The organism is Metapseudomonas phytobenefica (genome assembly GCF_043392685.1).
Lineage (GTDB): Bacteria > Pseudomonadota > Gammaproteobacteria > Pseudomonadales > Pseudomonadaceae > Metapseudomonas.
Genome location: NZ_JBHZGM010000014.1, coordinates 97,263 through 120,808 on the forward strand (window position 1 = coordinate 97,263; position 23,546 = coordinate 120,808).

The following is a 23,546-nucleotide window of genomic DNA, read 5'->3' on the forward strand; positions in this document are numbered from 1 at the left end:
TCCGGGGGTTTCAGGCATATCTTTGACAATCATTCTCATTACTATTAGTATCCCCTGCATCCCATCACTCACCTGAGTCCCAAGTCGCCATGTACGTCTGTCTCTGTCTAGGTGTCACTGACGGTCAAATTCGCGAAGCCATCTACGAAGGCTGCTGCAGCTATCGCGAAGTACGCAATGCCTTGGAAGTAGGCACCCAGTGCGGCAAGTGCGCGTGCCTGGCCAAGCAGGTGGTCAAGGAGACTCTCGCCGAGGTACAGAGCAGCCAAGCAGCCCTCGCCTACCCCGCGGCCTACGCCGTCGCCTGACCATTCGGCGGAAAGACAAAAAACCGGACCTCGGCGTCCGGTTTTTTTGTGCCTGTTTTTCAACTATTTAGAGTTCAAATGTAGAAGTTAAACATTCTTATTAATATTCAAATTCATTTTGAATTCAACAACTTAGATTTGACACACCAAGTTGCGAAGGTCAAAATTCAAAAATCTCCCACCTACGGCAGGACTCCACATGAAAGGCGACAAGAAAGTCATTCAGCATCTCAACAAGATCCTTGGCAACGAACTTGTTGCGATCAACCAGTACTTCCTGCACGCCCGCATGTATGAAGATTGGGGCCTGAAGAAACTGGGGGATCACGAATACCACGAGTCCATCGACGAGATGAAGCATGCGGACAAGCTGGTCAAGCGCATCCTCTTCCTCGAAGGCCTCCCCAATCTGCAGGACCTTGGCAAGCTGATGATTGGCGAGAACACCAAGGAAATGCTTTCCAGCGACCTGAAGCTGGAGCTGCAAGCGGTGCCGGACCTGAAAGCCGCCATTGCCTACTGCGAAAGCGTGGGCGACTACGGCAGCCGCGAACTGCTGGAAGAGATCCTCGAATCCGAGGAAGAACACATCGACTGGCTGGAAACCCAACTGGGCCTGATCGAGAAGGTTGGCCTGGAAAACTACCTGCAGTCGCAAATGGACGAATAATCCAGCGCGATAGAAAGAGCCCCGCAACTGCGGGGCTTTTTATTTTCCATTGCAATAACGAAAAACGGAAATATTTCCAATTGGTAAATAGCGACAGGAAATAAAACAGAACTTTCCGACATAAACTTCCACCAGCTTTCCGTGCACCGACTTCGCCGATAGGCACAAGACTGATTTGCGTTCCCCAGCGGTTTCCGCATTCCCATGAAAAAGCCCCGAACTTGGCGGGGCTTTTTCATTGAATGACGGATCAGGCGCTGGCCTTGCTCACGGCATCCTTGACCAGGGTCTGCAGCTCACCCTTCTCGAACATCTCGGTCATGATGTCGCTGCCGCCAACCAGTTCACCGCCTACCCAGAGCTGCGGGAAAGTCGGCCAGTTGGCGTACTTCGGCAGGTTGGCGCGGATTTCCGGGTTCTGCAGGATGTCCACGTAGGCGAACTTTTCGCCACAAGCCATGAGGACCTGCGCGGCGCGAGCCGAGAAGCCGCACTGCGGAGCGTTCGGCGAGCCTTTCATGTACAGCAGGACAGTGTTGTTGGCGATCTGCTCTTTGATGGTTTCGATGATATCCATTGGGCACCTCGGCTGAACTTTCCGACTGGCGAGTCGGCAGGATGGCGGCATTGTAACGGAAAGCCGAGCGGTGCGCTCGGACTCTCCATGCCTTCAGGCGGCCACCACTTCCACGGGAACGCCATTGAGCGCCGCATTGCCGGAAACCGCGTCCAGATGGCGCTCGTCGGTGAGGTCGTTGACACTGGCGCCGGGCTGCTCGCTGGCGATGCCCATGCGAACCCCGGGGCGGGAATGACCCCAGCCGTGGGGCAGGCTGACCACGCCGGGCATCATCTCGTCGCTGGCAACCACCTCCACTTCGATCGCACCCACCCGCGAGCGCACCCTGACCCGCTGGCCATCCACCAGAGCGCGCGCCTCCAGGTCGTTCGGGTGCATCAGCAACTGATGGCGCGGCTTGCCCTTCACCAGACGGTGGTAGTTGTGCATCCAGGAGTTGTTGCTGCGTACGTGACGGCGGCCGATCAGCACCAATTGCCCCTCCCGGGGTACGGTCTGCGCCGCAAAACGATCGAGGTCGCCCAGCAGGATCGCGGGGGCGGCCTCCACCTTGCCGCTGGTCGTCTTCAGGCGTCCGGCCAGGTTGGGTTTCAGCGCGCCCAGATCGATGCCGTGGGGATGTTCACGCAGGCGCGCCAGCGACAGTTTGTGCTCGGAGCGGTCGCCATAAGGGCCGGCGCGCAGGCCAAGGTCGATCATCTGTTCCGGTGCCAGGCTGGGCTTGAGCTCGATACCGGTTCGCGCGGCAAAAGCCCTGGCCAGGCCGACGAAGATTTCCCAGTCGTGTTTCGCCCCAGCGGGCGGGGTCAGCACGGCCTCGTTGAAACGGGTGACATTGCGCACGGCGAAGAGGTTGAAGGTAGTGTCGTAGTGCTCGTGTTCCAGCGGCGCGGTGGGCGGCAGGATCAGGTCGGCGTAACGGGTCGTCTCGTTGATGTAGAGGTCGATACTGAGCATGAACTCCAGGCCGTCCAGTGCCTGTTCCAGTTGGCGGCCGTTGGGCGTGGACAGCACCGGGTTGCCGGCGACCGTTACCAGCGCCCTCACCTGCCCCTCGCCGGGCGTGAGCATTTCTTCGGCCAGGGCCGCCACCGGCAGCTCGCCGCCGTACTCAGGGAGACCAGATACACGGCTCTGCCAGCGGTTGAAATGCCCGCCGGAGGTGGCGGACACCAGGTCCACCGCCGGCTCGGTGCAGAGCGCGCCGCCGACCCGATCGAGGTTGCCGGTGACCAGGTTGATGAGCTGGATCAGCCATTGGCAGAGGCTACCGAAGGCCTGGGTGGAAACGCCCATGCGGCCATAGCAGACTGCACTCTCGGCCGCAGCGAAATCCCGTGCCAGCTGGCGAATCTGTTGCGCCGGGATGCCGCAGCGCTGGCTCATCGCTTCCGGGGTGAAATCGGCGATGGCCGCCCGGACCTGCTCCAGCCCCTCCACCTGGAGGTGGGTGGCGCGCCCCAGACCTTCTTCGAACAAGGTATTGAGCAGGCCGAGCAGCAGCGCGGCGTCCTGCCCCGGACGCACGAACAGGTGCTGGTCCGCCATGGCCGCGGTTTCGCTGCGTCGCGGGTCCACGACCACCAGCTTGCCGCCCCGCTCCTGCAGGGCCTTCAGGCGTTTTTCCACATCCGGCACGGTCATGATGCTGCCGTTGGAGGCCAGCGGGTTACCGCCGAGGATCAGCATGAAGCCGGTGTGGTCGATGTCGGGGATCGGGATCAGCAGGCCATGGCCGTACATCTGCTGGCTGATCAGGTGATGGGGCAGCTGGTCAACCGAAGTAGCGGAGAAGCGCCCGCGGGTCTTGAGCAGGCCGAGGAAGTAGTTGCTGTGGGTCATCAACCCATAGTTGTGCACGCTCGGGTTGCCCTGATACACGGCCACCGCGTTGTTGCCATGGCGCGCCTGGATATCGGCCAGGCGCTCGGCAACCAGGGCGAAGGCTTCATCCCATTCGATGGGTAGCCATTCATTGCCGGCACGACGCATTGGCTGGCGAATGCGGTCGGGGTCGTTCTGGATGTCCTGCAGGGCCACGGCCTTGGGACAGATATGGCCGCGACTGAAGTTGTCCTGCGCGTCGCCCTTGATGGAAAGGATGCGGCGACTGCCGTCTTCCTGGTCTTCGGTCTCGATGGTCAGGCCGCAGATGGCCTCGCAGAGATGGCACGCACGGTGATGGAGGGTCTTGGTCATGGCCTGGCCTCATGTTCTTGTTCGAGACGACCAGTTGGGTCGCCAAGAGAAGACTATGGAGCCAGTCTGGCCGATCGGCCAGCAGCGTCAGCGCCATGAATCGGCAGGCATCAGGCCTGCCGATTCGCCAACGCGGTCAGCGGATGGACTTGATGGTGCCCTTGTTGCCGGTCACCTTGGCGGTCACCTTCTTGAACACGAAGTAGTCCTGCACGGTCAGCTCGTAGCGAGGCGCTACGATCAGGTCGGCACCGGATTCCTTGACGGCCTTGTAAGCAGCGGCGGATTTCACGGCGGAGATGGGATCGGGACCGAAGGGCAGGCCACCGCCAGTGTCGCCACCATAGGCAACGCCATCCGCGAACTGGGAGTCTCCACCGAACTGCAGGAAGCTGAACAGGATGTTCACCTCGGACTGTCCGCTGATCTGCTCACCCACGGCGACGTCGGCCTTCAGATCAGTTTTCACGCTGCCGTTCAGCGGCGAAGTCGGCTGGCTGACGTTGTAGCTGCTGCAACCCGTCAGGGCAGCGAGGGCGGCGGCCAGGGCAGCGGGGACGAGGAACTTATTCATTGGAATCTCCATGGATCGTTGAAAGTCTGAGCGGCTCCGCAGGTTTCTATATGCCGGAGCCATCCCCGGAACCACTCGATTCCGGGGACGCGCAAACCTATCAACGGACGGCTTGGAGCATCAGTTCATGCATTCCCAAAGTTCTCTCAGATACTTTCCCGCCGTTTCCACCCCGAATTACCTCAGGACGTAGGCTCCACCAGGCAGACCCGATTGCGGCCACCAGACGCAAGGCATAGGCCAGCCACAGAGAACGTCGGGTTCCCGGATTGTCCTGAACGGGTTCCGGACCGGTTCCAGCCGTTCGCATTCTCATCCCTGCCTGCGTGTGGAAACAGCTTGGCCAAGCACCCGGGTAGAAACTATCCCGGGCAATGGGTGATTGCCGTCACCCCCGAGGTCGTTGTACAACATCCGCCCCGGCGCGAAAGGCAAGCTATAGCAGCCTTTCCGATGACACCGGAGGGCCCCGGCCGATGCCGCCCCGTCAGGCGCATAGCCACGAACGACGCGGCCTCCGGCGCATATTGGAAATGCGCGACATTTCCTTATAAGATCGCGCCTTCCCCCTGAATCGTCGCCACGTGCGGCCTCAACCGCCCGTCCCGCCTGCTTTGTTCCCGCAACACCCGGCCAGGACATGCGGCCAGTGACAAAAGAAGAAAGGTAGTAACCATGAGCGCTAGGCATTTTCTCTCCCTGATGGACTGCACTCCCCAGGAGCTGAACAGCCTGATCCGTCGAGGCACCGAGCTGAAGGATCTGCGCAACCGAGGCGTACGTTACGAACCTCTGAAAAGCCGTGTGCTGGGCATGATCTTCGAGAAGGCCTCCACCCGGACCCGTCTTTCCTTCGAGGCCGGCATGATCCAGCTCGGCGGCCAGGCCATCTTCCTGTCCCCGCGCGACACCCAGCTCGGCCGTGGCGAGCCCATCAGCGACAGCGCCATCGTCATGTCGCGCATGCTCGATGCAGTGATGATCCGCACCTTCGCCCACAGCACGCTGACCGAGTTCGCCGCCCACTCCCGCGTACCGGTGATCAACGGCCTGTCCGATGACCTGCACCCCTGCCAGCTCCTGGCCGACATGCAGACCTTCCTCGAACACCGCGGCAGTATCCAGGGCAAGACCGTGGCCTGGATCGGCGACGGTAACAACATGTGCAACTCCTATATAGAGGCGGCCATCCAGTTCGACTTCCAGCTGCGCGTCGCCTGCCCTGAAGGCTACGAGCCCAATCCGGCGTTCCTCGCCCAGGCCGGCGACCGCGTCAAGGTCGTACGTGACCCGCGCGAAGCCGTGGTTGGCGCCCACCTGGTCAGCACCGACGTCTGGACCTCCATGGGCCAGGAAGATGAAACCGCCAAGCGCCTGGCGCTGTTCGCCCCCTACCAGGTGAACAAGGCGCTCCTCGACCTGGCCGCAGAGGACGTGATCTTCATGCACTGCCTGCCGGCCCACCGCGGCGAAGAGATCAGCGTCGACCTGCTCGACGACCCGCGTTCGGTAGCCTGGGACCAGGCGGAAAACCGTCTCCATGCCCAGAAGGCCCTGCTCGAACTGCTGGTAGAACACGCCTCTCACGCATGAATCGCGAACTGCTCCTCAGCCTGCGCAACCTCAGTTGCGGTTACCACGACCAGCAGGTTGTGCGGGGCCTGAACCTTCATCTCAATGCCGGTGACATCGGCTGCCTGCTCGGCCCATCGGGCTGCGGCAAGACCACCACCTTGCGCGCCATTGCCGGTTTCGAGCCGGTGCTGGAGGGCGAGATCGAGCTGGCCGGCGAAATCATCTCCCGTGCCGGTTTCACCCTGGCGCCGGAGAAACGCCACATCGGCATGGTGTTCCAGGACTACGCCCTGTTCCCGCACCTGACCGTGGCGGATAACGTCGCCTTTGGCATTCGCAAGGAGCCCGGTTTCGAAAGCAAGGTCGGCGAACTGCTGGAGCTGGTGAAGCTGGGCCATCTGGCCAAGCGCTATCCCCACGAGCTGTCCGGCGGCCAGCAGCAGCGCGTATCGCTGGCCCGCGCGCTGGCGCCGGAGCCGCGCCTGCTGCTGCTCGACGAACCCTTCTCCAACCTCGACGGCGAACTGCGCCGCCGCCTCAGCCAGGAGGTCCGCGAGATCCTCAAGGCTCGCGGCACCAGCGCCATCCTGGTGACCCACGACCAGGAAGAAGCCTTCGCGGTCAGCGACCATGTCGGCGTGTTCAGGAACGGCCTGCTGGAGCAGTGGGATACGCCCTACAACCTCTATCACGAGCCCTTGACCCCTTTCGTCGCCAGCTTCGTCGGCCAGGGGTATTTCATTCGCGGCCAGCTGATTTCGGCCGATTCGGTGAACACCGAACTGGGCACCATCCGCGGCAACCGCGCCTACACCTGGCCGCAGGGCTCGTCGGTGGACGTGCTACTACGCCCGGATGACATCGTGCATGCGCCCGATAGCGACCTGCGCGCCAAAGTGATCGGCAAGACCTTCCTCGGCGCCGCCACGCTCTACCGCCTGCAGCTGGCAACCGGCAGCCAGCTGGAATCGATCTTCCCCAGCCATGCCGACCACCAGCCCGGGGAGGAAGTCGGCATCCGCATCGCCGCCGACCACCTGGTGGTGTTTCCGGCCCAGGGCAGCGTCGCCGCCCACTTCACACCCCAGGAATCCGGCGTACGCCGCATCAGCGGCGCACTCTGAAACCTTCACGCTCGCAGAAGGTGGTGTTCTGACCGTAGGAGCGAGCTTGCTCGCGAACAGCCCGAGCACGATCCTTCGCGAGCAAGCTCGCTCCTACAGCCACATCCTCCCACTGGCCACCAGCACCGAATGCCCGGCGATGCTCACCCGATCTCCGTCGAGCCGGCACCAGAGTTCGCCGCTGCGCGCAGAACATTGCTCGGCGCGCAGCACGCGCTTGCCGAGACGATTCGCCCAGTAGGGGATCAGCGCGCAGTGGGCCGCGCCGGTCACGGGGTCTTCGTCGATGCCGATCACCGGGCCAAAAAAGCGCGAGACGAAGTCATGTTTCATCCCCGTCGCGGTGACGATCACACCCGACCATGGAAGTTTCGCCAGTGCCTTGAAGTCCGGCGTGCAATCGCGCACGGCCTTTTCCGAATCCAGCACCACCAGCAGGAAGTTGGCGCCCAGGGCATCCACCGGGGCAACGCCGAGGGCATGTTCCAGTTCCAGGGTCACGCCTACCTCGCGGGGAACCTGGGCGGGGAAGTCCAGAGCCAGGCGCCCCTCCTCCTCACGGCTCACCCGCAGTTCACCGGACTTGCTCATGAACTCCAGGCAGTCGCCCGGTTCCTGATAAAGCTCGAACAGCACATGGGCGCTGGCCAGGGTGGCATGGCCGCACAGCGGCACCTCGGCCTTGGGGGTGAACCAGCGGATGTGCCAGGCACTGCCCTCCTTCACCAGGAAAGCGGTCTCCGACAAGTTGTGTTCGGCGGCGATGCGTTGCATGAGCTGGTCATCGAGCCAGGCGTCGAGGCGATAGACCACAGCCGGGTTGCCGCCGAACGGGCGTTGGGTGAAGGCGTCGACCTGATGGAATTCCAGCTGCATCGCAAGCTCCTCTTGAAGCGGGGTGGGGAAACCAGCCTGCCAGCCATCAGCGCCCTGCGCGCCGTACAGCGGCCAGCATTCATCGTTGGTACAGCCAGATCAGTCTAGTGGAGGCAGGCCATAGCGCTGCAGCAGCGCATTCATCCGCCCGGACTCGTGCAGGCGCTTGAGTCCGGCCTCGAACACCGCGGCATGACGCGCGCTGGCTTGCAGCGCCGGCGAGAATGCGAGGTAGATAGGCACGTCCGGCGAGCGGCACCCCGCCTTCACCAGCTTGCCCTGCTGTCCACTGCTGGCAAGCAGCGAGTCCATCACCCAGGCATTCTCGATGGTGGCGTCGATGCGCCCCAGCAGAACCTTTTGCACGTTCATTTCCAGGGCCTGGTCACCGGATGCCACCTGCACCCGCGCGGGGTCGTCGCGCTTGATGCGGATGTAGGTGTCGAGTTCCTGGCCGTAGCTGTAGCTGTTGATGCTCCCCAGGCGGACTTCGGCAAGGGACTCCAGGCCCCGATAGCGCCACCGGGTTCCAGGGGCGACGTAGAAGCACATGCGTGACACGCCGGGCGCGGTGGGCGTGAAGATGAAGTCGGGGGCGTCCTGCAGACCGGCGCCGATCAGGGCATGCAGCTGGCCGCCACGGGCGTCGTGGACGGCGCGGGCCCAGTTCACCACGCGGTATTCCACATCGATGCCGGCCTCGCCGAAGATTTCCGTTGCCAGTTCAACGAAGATGCCCGGCCGTGGCGAACCGGGCTGGCAATTGATGGGGCACCAGATATCTCCGGCGATCACCAGGGTGTCAGCGCGGGCCAAAGGAAAGAGCAAAGAAGCGGCCAACAGCACCAGAAGCTGCCAGCGGCGTTTCAGCCTTCCTTTCCCCATTACCCCTCCCTTCCCCATGGCAACCTCAAGCCCCGCTACGCACCCGCCTGACCGCATCCAGCCAGCCGTCATAGAGCTTCTTGCGATGCGCTTCGGCCATGCGCGGGGCAAAGCGTTGTTGACGATGCCAGTGGCTGGCCACTTCGTCCAGATCGCGATAGAGCCCGGCCTGCAAGCCTGCGAGGTAGGCCACGCCCAACGCAGTGGTTTCGGTCACTTCCGGGCGCTCCACCGGCACTCCGAGGATGTCGGCAAGGAACTGCATCACCCAGTTGTTTTCCACCATGCCGCCGTCCACGCGCAGGGCACTGGGTGTGTCGGCACCGTCCTGGGCCATCGCCTCCAGCAGGTCGCGGGTCTGGTAACAGACCGATTGCAGCCCGGCGGTGACGATCTCCTTGATGCCGGTATCGCGGGTCAGGCCGAAGATGGCGCCGCGGGCGCGCGGGTCCCAGTAGGGCGCGCCGAGGCCGGTGAAGGCCGGCACCAGGTACACACCGCAGGCATCGCCGGTCTGTTCGGCCAGGGCCTCGGTATCGCGGGCGTGGCTGATCAGCTTGATGCCGTCACGCAGCCACTGCACAGCGGCGCCGGCGACGAAAATGCTGCCTTCCACTGCATAGCTCACCTTGCCGTTCAGGCGGTAACCCACCGTGGTCAGCAGGCGGTTGCGCGAAACCACAGGTTGATCGCCGGTGTTCTGGATCATGAAGCAGCCGGTGCCGTAGGTGCTCTTCACCATTCCCGGCTGGAAGCAGGCCTGGCCGATCAACGCTGCCTGCTGGTCGCCCGCCATGCCGCGTACCGGAATACTGGCGCCGAGCAGTGCCGGGTCGGTATCGCCGAACTCCGCCGCGCAATCCAGCACCTCCGGCAGCAGGCTGGCGGGAATTTCGAACAGGCGCAGCAGTTCCGCGTCCCACTGCTGGCTATGGATGTTGAACAGCAGGGTCCGTGATGCGTTGGTGGCATCGGTGCGATGCACCTTGCCGCCGGTCAGGCGCCACAGCAGGAAGCAATCCACAGTGCCGAAGAGCAATTCGCCCCGCTCGGCACGCTCACGGGCGCCCGGCACGTTTTCCAGCACCCAGCGCAGCTTGGTGGCGGAGAAATAGGGGTCGATCAGCAGGCCGGTGCGATTGGCCACATCCGCTTCGTGGCCGGCGGCCTTGAGCGAGGTGCAATAGTCCGCGGTGCGGCGGTCCTGCCAGACGATGGCCGGGTGGATGGGCGTGCCGGTCAGCGCATCCCAGACCAGGGTGGTCTCGCGCTGGTTGGTGATGCCGATGGCGGCGATATCGGCAGGGTCGAGGCCGCTCTGCTCGATGGCTTCGCGGCAGACCTTGAGGGTGGTCAGCCAGATTTCCTCGCCGTCGTGCTCCACCCAGCCGTCCTTGGGAAAATACTGCTTGAACTCCTGCTGAGCACGCGCCACCGGCAGACCTTGGGCGCTGAAGACGATGGCACGGCTACTGGTGGTGCCCTGGTCGATGGCGAGCAGGTATTGGGCCATGGGGATCTTTCCTTGTTGGCGTTCTTGTTGTCAGTTTCGAGCCTGCCCCCCATCCCGCCAAGCCTGCACGGCGGATCGTGGGCGATTGATCAGGGCCGGCCGATGTCGGCGAAATGTCCCTGGGTATGGGTCGCCAGGGTGTCGGCCGAGAGTTCCACTTCCAGCCCGCGCCGGCCGGCGCTGACGTGGATGGTGTCGAAGTTGCGGGCGCTGCCGTCGATGAAGGTGCGCAGGCGCTTCTTCTGCCCCAGAGGGCTGATGCCACCCACCAGGTAACCGGTGCTGCGCTGGGCCTGGCCGGGGTCGGCCATCTCGACCTTCTTCACGCCGGCGGCCTGGGCCAGGGCCTTGAGGTCCAGGGTGCCAGCCACGGGGACCACGGCCACCAGCAGTTCGCCCTTCTCGGTAGCGGCGAGCAAGGTCTTGAACACCCGCGCCGGGTCCAGGTTGAGCTTTTCGGCGGCCTCCAGCCCGTAGGAAGGCGCCTTGGGATCGTGGTGGTAGCTGTGCACCTTGTGCTCAGCCTTGGCTTTCTTCAGCAGATCGATGGCGGGAGTCATGTTCGATTGTGAAAATCCTGCGACAGATTCGGCGTACCTTAGCGGAAAAGCGATGATTCCACAGCCCACCGCTATAATCCCGCGCAACACAAGGAGCCAGCATGAACCTGGGCCCGCGCCAACAAGACATCCTCGACCTCGCCCGCGAACGCGGCTACGTCAGCATCGACGAGCTGGCCCAAGCCTTCGCCGTCACCCCGCAGACCATCCGCCGCGACATCAACCAGCTCGCCGAACACGGCCTGCTGCGGCGCACCCACGGCGGCGCCGCCAGCGAGGCATCGAGCATTCAGAACACCGCCTACGCCATGCGCGCCGGGCAGAACCGCGACGAGAAGCAGCGCATCGCCGAGGCGGTGGCCGAGTACATCCCCGACCATGCCTCGCTGTTCATCAATATCGGCACCACCACCGAAGCCATCGCCCGCGCCCTGATGGGCCACAAGGGCCTGAAGGTGATCACCAACAACCTGCACGTGGCCGCGCAACTGGCGGACAAGCCGGACTTCGAAGTCCTGGTGGCCGGCGGCACGGTGCGCAGCGACGGCGGCATCGTCGGCCAGGCGGCGGTGGATTTCATCCAGCAGTTCAAGGTGGACTACGCGCTGGTGGGCATCAGCGGCATCGATGAAGACGGCAGCCTGCTGGACTTCGACTACCAGGAAGTGCGGGTTTCCCGGGCCATCATCGAAAACGCCCGGCAGGTTTTCCTCGCCGCCGACTCCAGCAAGTTCGGCCGCAATGCCCTCGTTCGCCTGGGCTCCATCGCCCTGGTGGACCGCCTGTTCACCGACCACCAGCCCTCCCCCGCGCTGAGTCGCCTGCTGGCCGAGCACAAGGTGCACCTCGAACGGGTCTGACCCAACCTCCCCTGTATGAATTGTCCATGACCACCTGGCGCGAAACCGCGCATCGGGCTGGTCATTTTGTTTGAGCTCATCTAGGCTATTTTCGGAAGTGAACATCTTAAGTTCAGTTTCGACCTTGGTGCCTGCCATGAATCACAACCATTCCCCAATCGCCGAGGTCTATGACCTCGCCATCGTCGGCGGCGGAATCAATGGCGTCGGCATTGCCGCCGACGCGGCTGGCCGGGGCCTGTCGGTGTTCCTCTGCGAGAAGGACGACCTCGCCCAGCACACCTCATCGGCCAGCAGCAAACTGATCCACGGCGGCCTGCGCTATCTGGAACACCACGAATTCCGCCTGGTACGCGAAGCCCTGGCCGAGCGCGAAGTGCTGCTGGCCAAGGCGCCGCACATCGTCAAGCCGCTGCGTTTCATCCTGCCTCACCGGCCGCACCTGCGCCCGGCCTGGATGATCCGCGCCGGCCTGTTCCTCTACGACCACCTCGGCAAGCGCGAGCGCCTGCCCGCCTCCCGCAGCCTGCGCTTCGGCCCCGGCAGCCCGTTGCAGGCGGAGATCACCCGCGGCTTCGAATACTCCGATTGCTGGGTCGACGACGCCCGCTTGGTGGTGCTCAACGCCATGGCCGCCCGCGAGCGCGGCGCCCATGTGCATACCCGCACCCGCTGCGTCAGCGCCCGCCGCAGCAAGGGTCTCTGGCATATCCATCTGGAGCGCGCCGATGGCAGCCTGTTGTCGATCCGCACCCGCGCCCTGGTGAACGCCGCCGGCCCCTGGGTGGCACGCTTCCTCGAAGAGGATCTCAAGCAGACGGCGCCCTACGGCGTGCGCCTGATCCAGGGCAGCCACATCATCGTGCCGCGCCTGCATGACGGTGAGCAGGCCTACATCCTGCAGAACGAGGATCGCCGCATCGTCTTCGCAATTCCCTACCTCGAGCGTTTCACGCTGATCGGCACCACCGACCGCGAATACCACGGCGATCCGGCCCGGGTGGCGATCACCGCCGAAGAAACCCGCTACCTCTTGGACGTGGTCAACCGCCACTTCAAGCGCCAGGTGAGCGAGCAGGACATCCTCCACAGTTATTCCGGCGTGCGTCCCCTGTGCGACGACGAGTCGGACGATCCGTCGGCGGTGACCCGCGACTACACCCTGGCCCTGTCCTCCCACCCCGGCGATGCGCCGCTGCTTTCAGTGTTCGGCGGCAAGCTCACCACCTACCGCAAACTCGCCGAAGCCGCCCTGCAGCAGCTCGCGCCCTGGTTCCCCTTGGCCAAGGGTCCCTGGACCGCCAGTGCGCCGCTACCGGGTGGCGAACAGATGGAAAGCCGCAGCGCCCTGGTGGAAGAGCTCTGCTCCAGCTTCGGCTGGCTGCCCACCCACATCGCCCGGCGCTGGGCCAACCTCTACGGCAGCCGCAGCTGGCACCTGCTGCGCAACGTCCGTGAACTGGCTGACCTCGGCGAACACCTGGGCGCCGGCCTCTATGCACGGGAAGTGGACTATCTCTGCCAGGAGGAATGGGCGACCAGCGCCGAAGACATCCTCTGGCGCCGTACCAAGCTCGGCCTGTTCATGAGCACGGCCCAGCAGGCGCGCCTGGCCCAGTACCTGAAGCACGAACATCCGCGCCGGCCGCGGGCGGATGCGGCCTGAGGTGTACATGTGGGGGCGAATTCATTCGCTAACCGGACCGAAGGTTCGGCCGTGGGTCCCATAGGGGGACGCTGCGCATCCCTTCGCGAATGAATTCGCCCCCACAAGAGCCCCGACGAAATCAGGCGCCGACAGTGATCACAGCTGCGCCACATGCCCCTCGGCACGACGATGGGCCATCAGGCGCTGCACCACCTCATCCGGCCAGTGGATGAGCTGGCCACCCAAGCCCATGATCATCAGCAGTGCCGGATCGCGCTCGCGCCCCACGCTCTGGTACGCCAGACGCACCTCACCCAGGTCGACGGTTTCCGTCGGCACGGTCACATCACAGCGAGCGTTGGCGAAAGCAAATGAAGGCAGGCCACAAATGAGCGCGGCGAGCAGGATCAGCACACGCATGTTGGAAATCCAGAGCGCAAAACCCCAGTCGAACGCAATTCTGATGAATTCCTGCCGTTCGCTCTGCCACAGAACGGTGACAGTTTGATGATCAGCGCCGAACGGTCATTGCCAGGCCCGGGGAAGCGACCGGCGCGGCCGCCTCCCCAATGCCAGTCTCAGGCGCCGACCTGGCGCACGGGAGCGTGGCTGCGCTGCGCAGTTTCCCAATTGGCCGCCAGCCCCACGGGCATTTCCTCGGGGGCCAGGGGCCTGCGGCCACGCACCAGGTCCGAGGCGCGTTCGGCGAGCATGATGGTGGGTGCGTTGAGGTTGCCGTTGGGCTCGGTGGGGAAGACCGACGAGTCGATCACCCGCAGCCCCTGGATGCCACGCACGCGCAGCTCGGAATCCACCACCGCCATGTCGTCCTCGCCCATGCGGCAGGAGCCGCAGGGGTGCATGGTGCTTTCCATGTTGGCGCGCACGAAGGCGTCGATTTCCTCGTCGGTCTGCACGTGCGGACCAGGCGCCAGTTCCTCGCCACGGAAACGGTCCATGGCCGGCTGGCCAATGATCTCGCGGGTCAGGCGCACGCAGCGGCGGAAGCCCTCGCGGTCCTCTTCGCTCTCCAGGTAGTTGAAGCGGATCTCCGGGTGCTGGTACGGGTCAGCCGACAGTGCGTGGACATGCCCCCGGCTCTTCGGCTTGTTGGGGCCGGTCAGTACCATGAAACCATGGCCCTTGAACGGCTTGTCACCGTCGTAGCGCATCGCTGCCGGCAGAAAGTGGAACTGGATGTCCGGCCAGCGCAGCCCCTTCTCGGAACGAATGAAACCGCCCGCTTCGAAGTGGTTGCTGGCGCCCAGGCCATCCTTGAACAGCAGCCAGCGCAAGCCGATCAGTGCCTTGCCCCACAGGCTCATCTTGCCGTTGAGGGTGACAGGCTCCTTGCAGGCGTACTGGATGTAGATCTCCGAGTGGTCCTGGAGGTTTTCGCCCACACCCGGCAGGTCGTGACGGACCTCGATGCCAGCCTTCTTCAAGACCGCCGCCGGGCCGATGCCGGAACGCTGCAGCAGGTGCGGCGAGCCGATGGGACCGGAAGACACCAGCACTTCGCGATTGCACTGCACGACATGGGTCTGGCCACCCTGGTCGTACTCCACGCCCACGGCACGCTTGCCATCGAGGATGATGCGTCGGGTCATGGCGTGGGTGACGACGGTCAGGTTGGGGCGCTCCATGGCCGGGCGCAGGTAGGCGTTGGCGGTGGACCAGCGCACGCCGTCCTTCACCGTCATGTGCATGGCGCCGAAGCCTTCCTGCATGTAGCCATTGCAGTCGTCGGTCTTGATGTAGCCAGCCTCGGCGCCGGCCTCCACCCAGGCACCGTACAGGGGGTTCTGCATGTTGTTGCCGTTGTTGGTGGAAAGCGGGCCGCTGTCGCCGCGATAGTCGTCACCACCGAACTTGTAGGTCTCCGCCCGCTTGAAGTACGGCAGGCAGTTCCGATAGCCCCAGTTCTTCGCACCCAGGCTTTCCCACTCGTCGAAGTCGTAGGCGTGGCCACGGATGTAGACCAGGCCGTTGATGGAGGACGAACCACCCAGCACCTTGCCGCGCGGGCAATGCAGGCGGCGGCCATCCAGGTGTGGCTCGGCCACGGTCTCGTAGCGCCAGTTGTACTTCTTGGTGTTCATCGGGATGGAGAAGGCGCTGGGCATCTGGATCAGCACACTGCGATCGCTGCCGCCGAATTCCAGGACCAGGGCCGAAGTGCCGGCATCCTCGGTCAGGCGGTTGGCCAGGACGCAGCCAGCCGAACCGGCGCCGATGATGATGTAGTCGTAGCGCTTATTCATTGCTGTAGCCCTTTGCGGTGAGGTCCAGAACCTCGACGTTGCGTTCGTTGCCCTTTGGGTAGGCGCCCCAGCCCAGGCGGGCGGCCATTACGCGGGTCAGCACGTAGTGCACCACCCCGGCCAGAAGGCAGGACGGCAGGGATGCGGTGGCGAAGGTAAAGAAGGTGGTGTTGGCCAGGGTCTGCGGGTTGAACACCACCACGTAGATGACGAAGCCCGCGACCAGCGCCACCAGGGCTGCCGGGTTGAACCCGCGCCAGAAGTGGAACGGCGACCGCTCATCCTCGCTGTAGAGGTGGCGCAGGTTCAGGCGCTGGCGGCGGAGGAAGAAGTAGTCGGCGATGCCGATACCTGCCAGGGTGCTGTTCAGGGCCGAGGTCCAGACCAGGAAGATGAAGAAGCCGTCATAGATGCCCGGGGCGAACAGCACGATCAGTGCCGGGATCAGGCAGAACAGCACCACCAGCCATTCCCAGCTCATGTCCCGCAACTTCTGCCCGACCACCTGACGCAGGCCGACGATGGAGGTATAGAGGATGTTCACCATGCTGGTGACGTTGGCGAAGGCCACGAAGCCCAGGGCGATGACGCCGAAGGTCAGGCCGCCGATGCGAGTCATCCACACCGTCGGGTCGCTGTCGCCCAGCGCGGCGGCGGCCAGCAGGCCCACCACTTCGCCAAGGGCGGCGGCGCCGAAGATGCCGATGATGTTCGGCCAGAATGAGGTGCGCTGGTTCTTCGACAGGCGCGCCAGGTTGCCCACATAGGGCCACCAGGAGAAGCCCGCGGCCATGTTCACTTCGACGGCGATCATGAAGTTGACCCGTTTGTCGTCGAACGGCGCATCCAGCGCGGGCATGGCCATCAGTTCGGAGAAGGCGTGCTCGCTGAGGATCATGTAGAACATCACGCCCATGATCACCACCAGGGCCGGCGCCACGATGGTGTTGAACACCTTGATCGAGGTGGGCCCCTTGGCGACCACGAAACCGGTCAGGACGATGGCGAAGAAGCCCGACGCCAATACCAGCCAGCCGTTGGCGTCGGCCTTGTGCTCCGACACGAGACCGGTCAGGCCATCGATGGAGCGGCCGAACATCAGTCCCAGCACTGCCAGCCAGCCCATGGTGAGGAACACCACTGCCAGCACATAGACCAACCGGCTACCGTTGCCGCCGAACATGCTGCGCAGGAAAGTGAACTGCTCGGTGCCGTACTTGCCGCAGGGTACACAGGTGGCGAAGGTGGTCAGCAGCACCCCGAGAATGTTACCGATGATGATGGCGGCGATGCCCTGCATCGGCCCGACGAAAAGCGCCGTGGCACCACCAATGAGGAAGGCCCAGGTGGCGATGGCCAGGGCGGAGTTGGCGTAGGTGAATTCCCAGAAGCCCCACATGCGTTCCGAGGGGAGGAGCGGCGTATCGCCCCGCTCGGCTTCCAGGCTGTGATTGACGGGTTCGTGACGGGTCATGGCTCAGTACCCCCAGAGGTAGAAGCCGACGACCAGAACCAGCGTCATCAGGATGGTTGCTATGTAGTCGACGGCGTTCAGCGCCCCCGGCCACTCTCTGCTTGATTCCAGCTGTTCGTAGACGCGTATGCGCCTTTCCAGTTCTTGCGCACGCTCGATATCAGGTTGGCTGTTCATCTGGGCATCACCTCTAGGGGTTCTTGTTCTTGAAATTCGATGCATCCCGGCCAATCAGGGCCGCCGCCCGAAGGCGACGGCACACCAGCGCCCAGCTCCTCAGGGCAGTGTGATCCACACGGCTTTGGTTTCCAGCAGGTAATCCAGTTGTTCCGACCCGAGGTCCTTGCCGTAGCCCGACTGCTTGTAGCCGCCGAAGGGCATGGAGGGATCGAGGGTGCTGTGGGCATTGACATAGACGGTGCCCGCACGCAGTCGCGGGATCAGGCTGTGGACCCGCCCAAGGTCGTTGGAATAGAGCGCCGCGGCCAGGCCGAAGAGCGAATCGTTGGCCAGGGCCAGCGCTTCTTCTTCGTCGTCGAAGGGCGCGGTCACCAGCACCGGGCCGAAGATTTCCTCCTGGACGACGCGCATGTCATTGCGGCAGTTGGCGAAGACGGTCGGCTGGACGAAGAAGCCGGAGCCGTCGACCGGCTCGCCACCGTAATACAGCTCCGCACCTTCGGCCTTGCCGGTCTCGATGTACTCCAGCACGCGCTGCTGTTGCTGACGCGACACCATGGGGCTGATGAAGCAGTCCGGGTCCAGGCCGGGGGCGATCTTCAGCGTTGCGGTGTAGTCCGCCAGCTCCTTCAGGAACTCGGCGTAGACGCTGCGATGGACATAGGCACGGGTGCCGGCGTCGCAGACCTGGCCGGAGTTGAAGAACACACCGTTGGCCACTGCCTGGGCCGCCGCCTTGATATCGGCATCGGCGAAGACGATCACCGGCGACTTGCCGCCCAGTTCCAGGGTCAGGCGCTTCATCTGGTCCATGGCCGCCTTGCCGACGGAACAGCCCACCGGGGTCGATCCGGTGAAGCTGAGCTTGTCGATGCCCGGATGGCTGGACATAGCCGCACCGACCACGCTGCCGCGCCCGGTGACGATGTTCACCACGCCATCGGGGATGCCCGCCTCCTGCACCAGTTCGGCAAAACGCAGGGCCGACAGGGAGGTCAGCTCGGCCGGCTTCACCACCACTGTGCAGCCCACCGCCAGCGCCGCGCCCAGCTTCCAGGCCATGGTCTGCAGCGGGAAGTTCCAGGGGACGATGACGCCCACCACACCGACCGGCTCCTTGCGGGTGTATGCCAGGTAGTTGCCGGGCAGCGACGGTTCCACGGTGCGGCCATGAATCTTGCTGGCCCAGCCGGCGAAGTAGCGAAAGGTGTCGATGGTGCCCTGGATATCCACAACCCGCGCCTGGGCGACCGACTTGCCCATGTCGATGGATTCGATCTCCGCCAGTTCATCGGCGTTGGCTTCGATCAGGTCAGTCAGGCCGTGCAGCAGGCGTTCCCGCTCCAGGGGTTTGAGTTGGCTCCAGGCGCCGCCATCGAACTGCGCGCGAGCGGCCTGCACGGCACGCTCCAGATCGTCCGCGGTGCCCATGGGGATGCGGGTGAGCACGCCGCCGGTGGACGGCTCGATCACCTCGGCGCTGTCAGCCGACTCCAGCCAGGCACCGCCGACGAACATTTTCTGGGACTTGCCGAGAAAGCGCTGGGTCGCCTCGGATACACCGAATTTCTGCAGATAGTCTTTAACCTTGATGTCCACTCTCTTTTCCTCCTGACCTATCAGCGGTTACGGGCGCGTTCGTGAAAGATGAAGCCGATGCTGTTCATCAGCAGTTGCGCCGCGAGGATCGAGGTGGCGCCGGTGGGGTCGTAGGCCGGTGCGACCTCCACCAAGTCCATGCCGACTACCCGGCCCTGGCTGCGTTTGGCCAGCGCCTGGATGATTTCCAGCACCTCGTAGTAGAGGAAGCCACCGTGGCTGGGGGTACCGGTGCCAGGGGCGATGGACGGGTCGAAACCGTCGATGTCGATGGTGATGTAGTAGTCCAGGCCTTCCGGGATCTTCGCCATAACACCTTCGGTGCCCAGGCGGCGCACGTCGCGCACCGACAGGATCTGCGAACCGGCAGCGCGGGCGGCGTCGTAGTCATCGCGGTTGGAAGACGACACGTTGCGGATGCCCATCTGGGTCATGCCGACGATGTGGTCCAGCTCGGACGCGCGGCGCAGCGGGTTGCCGTGGCCGTAACGCACGCCGTGGCGCTCGTCGACGAAGTCCAGGTGGGCATCGAAATGCACGATATGGATGGGCGCGTGACCCTCGAAGGCCTTGATCACCGGAGCATGGATCGAGTGGTCGCCGCCCAGCACCACCGGCATGGCACCGGATTGGAGGATCTTGCGTACGGCGAATTCGATGTTGTCGTTACTGCTGGCCATGTCGGTGTGGACGATGTCCGCATCGCCGACATCCACCATGCGTACCTGGTCTTCGGTCAGGTACAGGGCATCGTCTTCGTGGTCGTAGGCGCCGGAATGGCCGAAGGAGAACAGCGTGGATGCCTCGCGAATGCTGCGCGGTCCGAAACGTGCCCCGGAGCGCCACTGGGTGCCCATGTCATTGGGCGCGCCGAGCACGGCGACATCGGCGTTTATGGCATCCCAATCGGTACAGATCGGGGACTTTGCGAACGTGCAGTGACCTACGAAAGGCAGGTTCAACCGTCCGGATTCATAAGCATTCTTCGACATCGTGGTGCGCCTCGCTTCTTGTTTTCTGTCGTCGGCGAACCGGCTTGGAATTCGCCGTTGCAGCGAACATAGGCGCAGACTTATTTTGTAAAAATGCCAAACATCAGATGCTCATATCGCAGATAACGATGTAATTCGCCGAGCGGGAGGCCCACGTGATCCAGTTGCACGATGTCGACCTGAAGCTGCTTCGGGTCTTCGCCACGATCGTCAAATGCGGGGGCTTTTCCGCTGCCCAGGCGGCCCTGAATGCCGGTCAGTCCACCATCAGCGAACAAATGAGCCACCTGGAGACCCGCCTCGGGGTCAAGCTCTGCCAGCGCGGCCGCAGTGGCTTCCGCCTGACCGAGCAGGGTGTGGCCATCCACGAGGCGACCCAGCGCCTGTTGTCGGCGGTGGAGACCTTCTGCATGGACGCCGACGTGCTCAAGCAGCGCATCAGCGGCAAGCTCAACCTCGGCATCATCGACAGCACCCTCACCGATCGCGCCTCCCCCCTGCCCCGTGCCACCCAGCGCTTCGTCTCCCGTGGTCACGACGTGCACCTCAGCGTCTACGTCGGTAGCCCGGCGGAGCTGGAAGAGCGGGTGCTGGATAACCGGCTGCACCTGGCCATCGGTCACTTTCCGGCGAAAATTCCCGGCCTCGACTACTCGCCGCTGTACCAGGAGGCGCTGGGGCTGTATTGCGGGCGTCACCACCCGCTGTTCGCCAGCAACCTGACCGGGCAGGCGCTGCACGAGGCCATTGCCGCAAGCCGCATCGCGGTACGCGGCTACATGCAGCAGTACGACCTCGACGTGCTCGGCGTGAGCAAGGCGGCGGCCACCGTGGACAACATCGAGGCCCTGGCGATCCTGGTGATCTCGGGCGCCTACATCGGCCTGCTTCCGGCGCACGTCGCCGAGCAGTGGGTCAGCACCCGCGAGATGCGGCACCTGCCCATCTCCGGGGACCAACTGGAATCGCCGTTCGACGTGATCACCCGTCGCGGCGCGGCGCCACCGATCCTCCGAGCCTTCCTCGAAGACCTGACCGCCTGTTCCGGTGGTCTGACCAAGGGCTGACCAGCCAGCAGGCGAATTCCCCATGCGCATACACGTCACCTTCATCGACCGCGTCGGCATCACCCAGGAAGTCCTCGCCCTGCTGGGTAGTCGCAACCTCAACCTCGAAGCCGTGGAGATGATTCCGCCGAACGTCTACATCGACGCCCCCACCCTCGGTCCGGAGGTGCTGGAAGAACTGCGCGAAGCGTTGCACGGGGTGCAGGGCGTGCAGGCGGTAACGGTGGTGGACATCCTCCCCGGCCAGCGCCGCCGCCTGCAGCTCGACGCGCTGCTCGCCGCCGTCAGCGACCCGCTGCTGGCGGTGGACGCCAGCGGCCACGTGCTACTGGCCAACCCTTCGCTGGTCAGCCTCTACGGCCGCGACCCGACGGGCGAGCCCCTGTCGAACCTGTTCGATGACCCGGGCCTGGCGCAGACCCTGATCGAGCGGAGCTTCCGCCTGCCCATGTGCGAAGTGGCGCTCAAGGGCCTGGCCCTGCTGCTGGATGCCACCCCCATCACGGGCGCTGCGGACGCCGGGGCGCAGGACCTGGCCGGTAGCCTGCTGACGCTCTACCCGCCAAGCCGCATCGGCTCGCGCCTGGCCTCCCTGCGCCCGGAAAGCGGCGAAGGGCTGGAAACCCTGCTGGGCAAGTCGGCGCCCCTGAAGCAGCTCAAGGCGCGCCTGCACAAGGTCGCCCGGCTGGACGCACACCTGCTGATTCGCGGCGAAACCGGCACCGGCAAAGAACTGGTGGCCCGTGCCTGCCACGCCCTGAGCGATCGCAAGGATGCGCCCTTCCTGGCGCTGAACTGCGCGGCGCTGCCGGAGAGCCTGGCCGAAAGCGAACTCTTCGGTTACTCGGCTGGCGCCTTCACCGGCGCCCAGCGCGGCGGCAAGCCCGGCCTGCTGGAGCTGGCCGATGGCGGCACGGTGTTCCTCGACGAAGTGGGCGAGATGTCCCCTTACCTGCAAGCCAAGCTGCTGCGTTTTCTCAGCGACGGTTGCTTCCGCCGGGTCGGCGGCGACCGTGAAGTCCATGTGAACGTCCGCGTCCTCGGCGCCACCCACCGGGACCTGGAAGGCATGGTCGGCGCCGGAACTTTCCGTGAGGACCTGTTCTACCGCCTCAACGTACTCAGCCTGGAGGTCCCGCCCCTGCGCGATCGCGGCCAGGACATCCTCCTGCTCGCCGGGCGTTTCCTCGACCAGGCCTGCGCGCAGATCCAGCGACCACCCTGCCAGCTGGCCCCGGCCACCTACCCGCTGCTGCTGGGCAATCGCTGGTCGGGCAACGTGCGCCAATTGCAAAACGTCATATTCCGCGCCGCCGCCATCAGCGAAGGCGACCGGATCGACTGCGACGACCTCGAACTCGCGGGCACCGCATTGGGCCCGCAGCAGGCCGATTCCCTGGAAGTCACCAGCCTGGAAGACGCCGTGCAGGGGTTCGAGAAGAACCTGCTGCAGCAACTCTTCACCGCCTACCCCTCCACCCGGCAGCTCGCGGCGCGGCTGAACACCTCCCACACCGCCATCGGACAGCGGCTGCGCAAGTACGGCATTTCCCGCTAGGGCGGGCGTGGGGCAACCTCTCCTGCAGGGTCGAATTCATTCGACATTGTAGGAGCGAGCTTGCTCGCGAATTTCGCGAGCAAGTTCGCTCCTACAGTTCATCCCCCGGTTCGAATCCGTTCCACTGGAGCGATTTCGCTCCAATTCCTCCAAAGCCCCGGCTTCCGGGGCTTTCCTCATTCAGAGCAGCTGAAAGACTCTTTCCGGAGTGGAGCGATATCGCTCCATGGAAAAGCCTGACCAGGTGCCAACAAGCACTCAAGCCGTTGATATTCAAGGGCTTTAAGGAGTTGGCACCCCGCTTGCTCTTGTTCCATCAGCCGAGCCAACCGCTCGGGACCCAACCTGATAACAAGAGGAAGCTCCATGACCACTCTGCGTTTTACTCCCGAGCACGAATGGCTGCGCGTCGAACCCAACGGTGAAGTCACCGTCGGCATCACCAGCTTCGCCCAGGAAGCGCTGGGCGATGTGGTGTTCGTGCAGTTGCCCGATACCGGTATTTACGAGCAAGGCGCCGAAGTGGCCGTGCTGGAATCGGTGAAAGCCGCCAGCAACATCACCATGCCGCTGGATGGCGAGGTGATCGAAGTGAACCAGGCACTCGCCGACACCCCCGAGCTGGTCAACGAAGCGCCGATGGACGACGGCTGGTTCTTCCGCATCCGTCCGAACAGCCCCGAAGCCGTCGCCAGCCTGATGGATCAGGCCGGCTATGACGCGTTCCTCGCCGACCACGCCTGACCGGAGGAACCGCCATGAGCCTCGCCCAATTCCCCCTGGACACGCGCAACGAGTTCGTCCCGCGCCACATCGGTCCTCGTGGGGTCGACACCGACGCCATGCTGGACCTGCTCGGCTTCGACAGCCTGGAGGCGATGATCGCCAGCGTGGTGCCCGACAGCATCAAGGACACCAGCGTGCTCGACCTGCCGGCCGGCCAGGGCGAGGCCGAAGCCCTCGCCGCGATCAAGGCCATCGCCGCGAAGAACCAGCTGTTCAAGAACTACATCGGCCAGGGCTACTACCCCTGCCACACC

The 23,546-nt window shown here is 64.1% G+C and carries 22 protein-coding genes and 1 pseudogene; 10 read left to right on the plus strand and 13 right to left on the minus strand.

What is annotated here, in order from left to right; all coding sequences use genetic code 11:
- Positions 1 to 89: 89 nt before the first annotated feature.
- Together ACFW0B_RS13425 and bfr are read left to right on the plus strand one after the other, a co-directional pair.
- Positions 90 to 308 (plus strand): bacterioferritin-associated ferredoxin, encoded by a 219-nt coding sequence (locus tag ACFW0B_RS13425; protein ID WP_449148889.1) that lies wholly within the window; start codon positions 90 to 92, stop codon positions 306 to 308.
- Between the two features lie 199 nt (positions 309 to 507).
- Complete coding sequence (gene bfr / locus ACFW0B_RS13430) at positions 508 to 978, plus strand: bacterioferritin (protein WP_449148891.1); 471 nt, start codon at positions 508 to 510, stop codon at positions 976 to 978.
- Between the two features lie 250 nt (positions 979 to 1,228).
- On the opposite strand, the gene grxD is transcribed toward bfr, so the two are convergent.
- From grxD to ACFW0B_RS13445, 3 genes are all read right to left on the minus strand, one after another.
- A complete protein-coding gene (gene grxD / locus ACFW0B_RS13435; RefSeq protein ID WP_044870651.1) occupies positions 1,229 to 1,555 on the minus strand; it encodes a Grx4 family monothiol glutaredoxin in 327 nt (108 codons plus the stop codon).
- Positions 1,556 to 1,648: 93 nt separating this feature from the next.
- Complete coding sequence (locus ACFW0B_RS13440) at positions 1,649 to 3,757, minus strand: molybdopterin oxidoreductase family protein (protein ID WP_449148894.1); 2,109 nt, start codon at positions 3,755 to 3,757, stop codon at positions 1,649 to 1,651.
- Between the two features lie 136 nt (positions 3,758 to 3,893).
- The gene (locus ACFW0B_RS13445) at positions 3,894 to 4,331 is read right to left on the minus strand and encodes a hypothetical protein (RefSeq protein ID WP_449148896.1); all 438 of its coding nucleotides are present in this window, start codon (positions 4,329 to 4,331) and stop codon (positions 3,894 to 3,896) included.
- Positions 4,332 to 5,006: 675 nt separating this feature from the next.
- Between ACFW0B_RS13445 and argF the strand changes: the two genes are divergently transcribed.
- Together argF and ACFW0B_RS13455 are read left to right on the plus strand one after the other, a co-directional pair.
- Entirely contained in the window at positions 5,007 to 5,924 is a 918-nt protein-coding gene (gene argF / locus ACFW0B_RS13450) for an ornithine carbamoyltransferase (protein ID WP_449148898.1), read from the plus strand.
- Positions 5,921 to 7,030: an ABC transporter ATP-binding protein gene (locus tag ACFW0B_RS13455; RefSeq protein ID WP_449148900.1), complete on the plus strand. Its 1,110-nt coding sequence runs from the start codon at positions 5,921 to 5,923 to the stop codon at positions 7,028 to 7,030. Before argF ends, ACFW0B_RS13455 begins: the two co-directional genes overlap by 4 nt.
- 93 nt (positions 7,031 to 7,123) lie before the next feature.
- On the opposite strand, the gene ACFW0B_RS13460 is transcribed toward ACFW0B_RS13455, so the two are convergent.
- From ACFW0B_RS13460 to ybaK, 4 genes are all read right to left on the minus strand, one after another.
- On the minus strand, positions 7,124 to 7,906 hold the full coding sequence (locus ACFW0B_RS13460; RefSeq protein ID WP_449148902.1) for a PhzF family phenazine biosynthesis protein: 783 nt from the start codon (positions 7,904 to 7,906) through the stop codon (positions 7,124 to 7,126).
- 99 nt (positions 7,907 to 8,005) lie between these two features.
- Positions 8,006 to 8,734: a substrate-binding periplasmic protein gene (locus ACFW0B_RS13465; RefSeq protein ID WP_449148904.1), complete on the minus strand. Its 729-nt coding sequence runs from the start codon at positions 8,732 to 8,734 to the stop codon at positions 8,006 to 8,008.
- A gap of 82 nt (positions 8,735 to 8,816) precedes the next feature.
- Positions 8,817 to 10,304: a glycerol kinase GlpK gene (glpK, locus tag ACFW0B_RS13470; RefSeq protein ID WP_449148906.1), complete on the minus strand. Its 1,488-nt coding sequence runs from the start codon at positions 10,302 to 10,304 to the stop codon at positions 8,817 to 8,819.
- A gap of 89 nt (positions 10,305 to 10,393) precedes the next feature.
- Positions 10,394 to 10,864: a Cys-tRNA(Pro) deacylase gene (gene ybaK, locus ACFW0B_RS13475; protein ID WP_449148908.1), complete on the minus strand. Its 471-nt coding sequence runs from the start codon at positions 10,862 to 10,864 to the stop codon at positions 10,394 to 10,396.
- A gap of 101 nt (positions 10,865 to 10,965) precedes the next feature.
- On the opposite strand from ybaK, the gene ACFW0B_RS13480 reads away from it, so the two are divergent.
- Both ACFW0B_RS13480 and glpD read left to right on the plus strand, forming a co-directional pair.
- Positions 10,966 to 11,724, plus strand: coding sequence for a DeoR/GlpR family DNA-binding transcription regulator (locus tag ACFW0B_RS13480; RefSeq protein ID WP_449148910.1), 759 nt, complete (start codon positions 10,966 to 10,968; stop codon positions 11,722 to 11,724).
- Positions 11,725 to 11,860: 136 nt separating this feature from the next.
- Entirely contained in the window at positions 11,861 to 13,390 is a 1,530-nt protein-coding gene (gene glpD / locus ACFW0B_RS13485) for a glycerol-3-phosphate dehydrogenase (protein WP_449148912.1), read from the plus strand.
- Positions 13,391 to 13,570: 180 nt separating this feature from the next.
- Here the strand turns inward: glpD and ACFW0B_RS13490 are convergent.
- From ACFW0B_RS13490 to speB, 6 genes and pseudogenes are all read right to left on the minus strand, one after another.
- Positions 13,571 to 13,792, minus strand: a pseudogene (locus ACFW0B_RS13490) (alpha/beta fold hydrolase); the annotation flags it as partial.
- Positions 13,793 to 13,950: 158 nt separating this feature from the next.
- Complete coding sequence (betA, locus tag ACFW0B_RS13495; protein ID WP_449148914.1) at positions 13,951 to 15,636, minus strand: choline dehydrogenase; 1,686 nt, start codon at positions 15,634 to 15,636, stop codon at positions 13,951 to 13,953.
- On the minus strand, positions 15,629 to 17,110 hold the full coding sequence (locus ACFW0B_RS13500; RefSeq protein WP_271472050.1) for a purine-cytosine permease family protein: 1,482 nt from the start codon (positions 17,108 to 17,110) through the stop codon (positions 15,629 to 15,631). Before ACFW0B_RS13500 ends, betA begins: the two co-directional genes overlap by 8 nt.
- 3 nt (positions 17,111 to 17,113) lie before the next feature.
- A complete protein-coding gene (locus ACFW0B_RS13505; RefSeq protein ID WP_190834324.1) occupies positions 17,114 to 17,287 on the minus strand; it encodes a hypothetical protein in 174 nt (57 codons plus the stop codon).
- Between the two features lie 99 nt (positions 17,288 to 17,386).
- Entirely contained in the window at positions 17,387 to 18,889 is a 1,503-nt protein-coding gene (locus ACFW0B_RS13510; RefSeq protein ID WP_449148917.1) for an aldehyde dehydrogenase family protein, read from the minus strand.
- Between the two features lie 20 nt (positions 18,890 to 18,909).
- Positions 18,910 to 19,881, minus strand: a complete 972-nt coding sequence (speB, locus tag ACFW0B_RS13515) for an agmatinase (protein WP_151136018.1) — start codon at positions 19,879 to 19,881, stop codon at positions 18,910 to 18,912.
- 155 nt (positions 19,882 to 20,036) lie between these two features.
- On the opposite strand from speB, the gene ACFW0B_RS13520 reads away from it, so the two are divergent.
- From ACFW0B_RS13520 to ACFW0B_RS13535, 4 genes are all read left to right on the plus strand, one after another.
- A complete protein-coding gene (locus tag ACFW0B_RS13520; protein ID WP_449148919.1) occupies positions 20,037 to 20,948 on the plus strand; it encodes a LysR family transcriptional regulator in 912 nt (303 codons plus the stop codon).
- 22 nt (positions 20,949 to 20,970) lie between these two features.
- A complete protein-coding gene (locus ACFW0B_RS13525) occupies positions 20,971 to 22,506 on the plus strand; it encodes a sigma 54-interacting transcriptional regulator (RefSeq protein ID WP_449148921.1) in 1,536 nt (511 codons plus the stop codon).
- A gap of 366 nt (positions 22,507 to 22,872) precedes the next feature.
- On the plus strand, positions 22,873 to 23,250 hold the full coding sequence (gene gcvH / locus ACFW0B_RS13530; protein WP_449148923.1) for a glycine cleavage system protein GcvH: 378 nt from the start codon (positions 22,873 to 22,875) through the stop codon (positions 23,248 to 23,250).
- Between the two features lie 14 nt (positions 23,251 to 23,264).
- On the plus strand, positions 23,265 to 23,546 hold a 282-nt coding region (locus ACFW0B_RS13535; protein ID WP_449148925.1), incomplete at its 3' end, for a hypothetical protein.

Excerpts from the sequence above, each read along its gene's own strand:
- ACFW0B_RS13425 (WP_449148889.1), top strand. The coding sequence starts at position 90 with ATGTACGTCTGTCTCTGTCTAGGTGTCACTGACGGTCAAATTCGCGAA.
- bfr (WP_449148891.1), top strand. The coding sequence starts at position 508 with ATGAAAGGCGACAAGAAAGTCATTCAGCATCTCAACAAGATCCTTGGC.
- grxD (WP_044870651.1), bottom strand. The coding sequence starts at position 1,555 with ATGGATATCATCGAAACCATCAAAGAGCAGATCGCCAACAACACTGTC.
- ACFW0B_RS13440 (WP_449148894.1), bottom strand. The coding sequence starts at position 3,757 with ATGACCAAGACCCTCCATCACCGTGCGTGCCATCTCTGCGAGGCCATC.
- ACFW0B_RS13445 (WP_449148896.1), bottom strand. The coding sequence starts at position 4,331 with ATGAATAAGTTCCTCGTCCCCGCTGCCCTGGCCGCCGCCCTCGCTGCC.
- argF (WP_449148898.1), top strand. The coding sequence starts at position 5,007 with ATGAGCGCTAGGCATTTTCTCTCCCTGATGGACTGCACTCCCCAGGAG.
- ACFW0B_RS13455 (WP_449148900.1), top strand. The coding sequence starts at position 5,921 with ATGAATCGCGAACTGCTCCTCAGCCTGCGCAACCTCAGTTGCGGTTAC.
- ACFW0B_RS13460 (WP_449148902.1), bottom strand. The coding sequence starts at position 7,906 with ATGCAGCTGGAATTCCATCAGGTCGACGCCTTCACCCAACGCCCGTTC.
- glpK (WP_449148906.1), bottom strand. The coding sequence starts at position 10,304 with ATGGCCCAATACCTGCTCGCCATCGACCAGGGCACCACCAGTAGCCGT.
- ybaK (WP_449148908.1), bottom strand. The coding sequence starts at position 10,864 with ATGACTCCCGCCATCGATCTGCTGAAGAAAGCCAAGGCTGAGCACAAG.
- ACFW0B_RS13480 (WP_449148910.1), top strand. The coding sequence starts at position 10,966 with ATGAACCTGGGCCCGCGCCAACAAGACATCCTCGACCTCGCCCGCGAA.
- glpD (WP_449148912.1), top strand. The coding sequence starts at position 11,861 with ATGAATCACAACCATTCCCCAATCGCCGAGGTCTATGACCTCGCCATC.
- betA (WP_449148914.1), bottom strand. The coding sequence starts at position 15,636 with ATGAATAAGCGCTACGACTACATCATCATCGGCGCCGGTTCGGCTGGC.
- ACFW0B_RS13500 (WP_271472050.1), bottom strand. The coding sequence starts at position 17,110 with ATGACCCGTCACGAACCCGTCAATCACAGCCTGGAAGCCGAGCGGGGC.
- ACFW0B_RS13505 (WP_190834324.1), bottom strand. The coding sequence starts at position 17,287 with ATGAACAGCCAACCTGATATCGAGCGTGCGCAAGAACTGGAAAGGCGC.
- speB (WP_151136018.1), bottom strand. The coding sequence starts at position 19,881 with ATGTCGAAGAATGCTTATGAATCCGGACGGTTGAACCTGCCTTTCGTA.
- ACFW0B_RS13525 (WP_449148921.1), top strand. The coding sequence starts at position 20,971 with ATGCGCATACACGTCACCTTCATCGACCGCGTCGGCATCACCCAGGAA.
- gcvH (WP_449148923.1), top strand. The coding sequence starts at position 22,873 with ATGACCACTCTGCGTTTTACTCCCGAGCACGAATGGCTGCGCGTCGAA.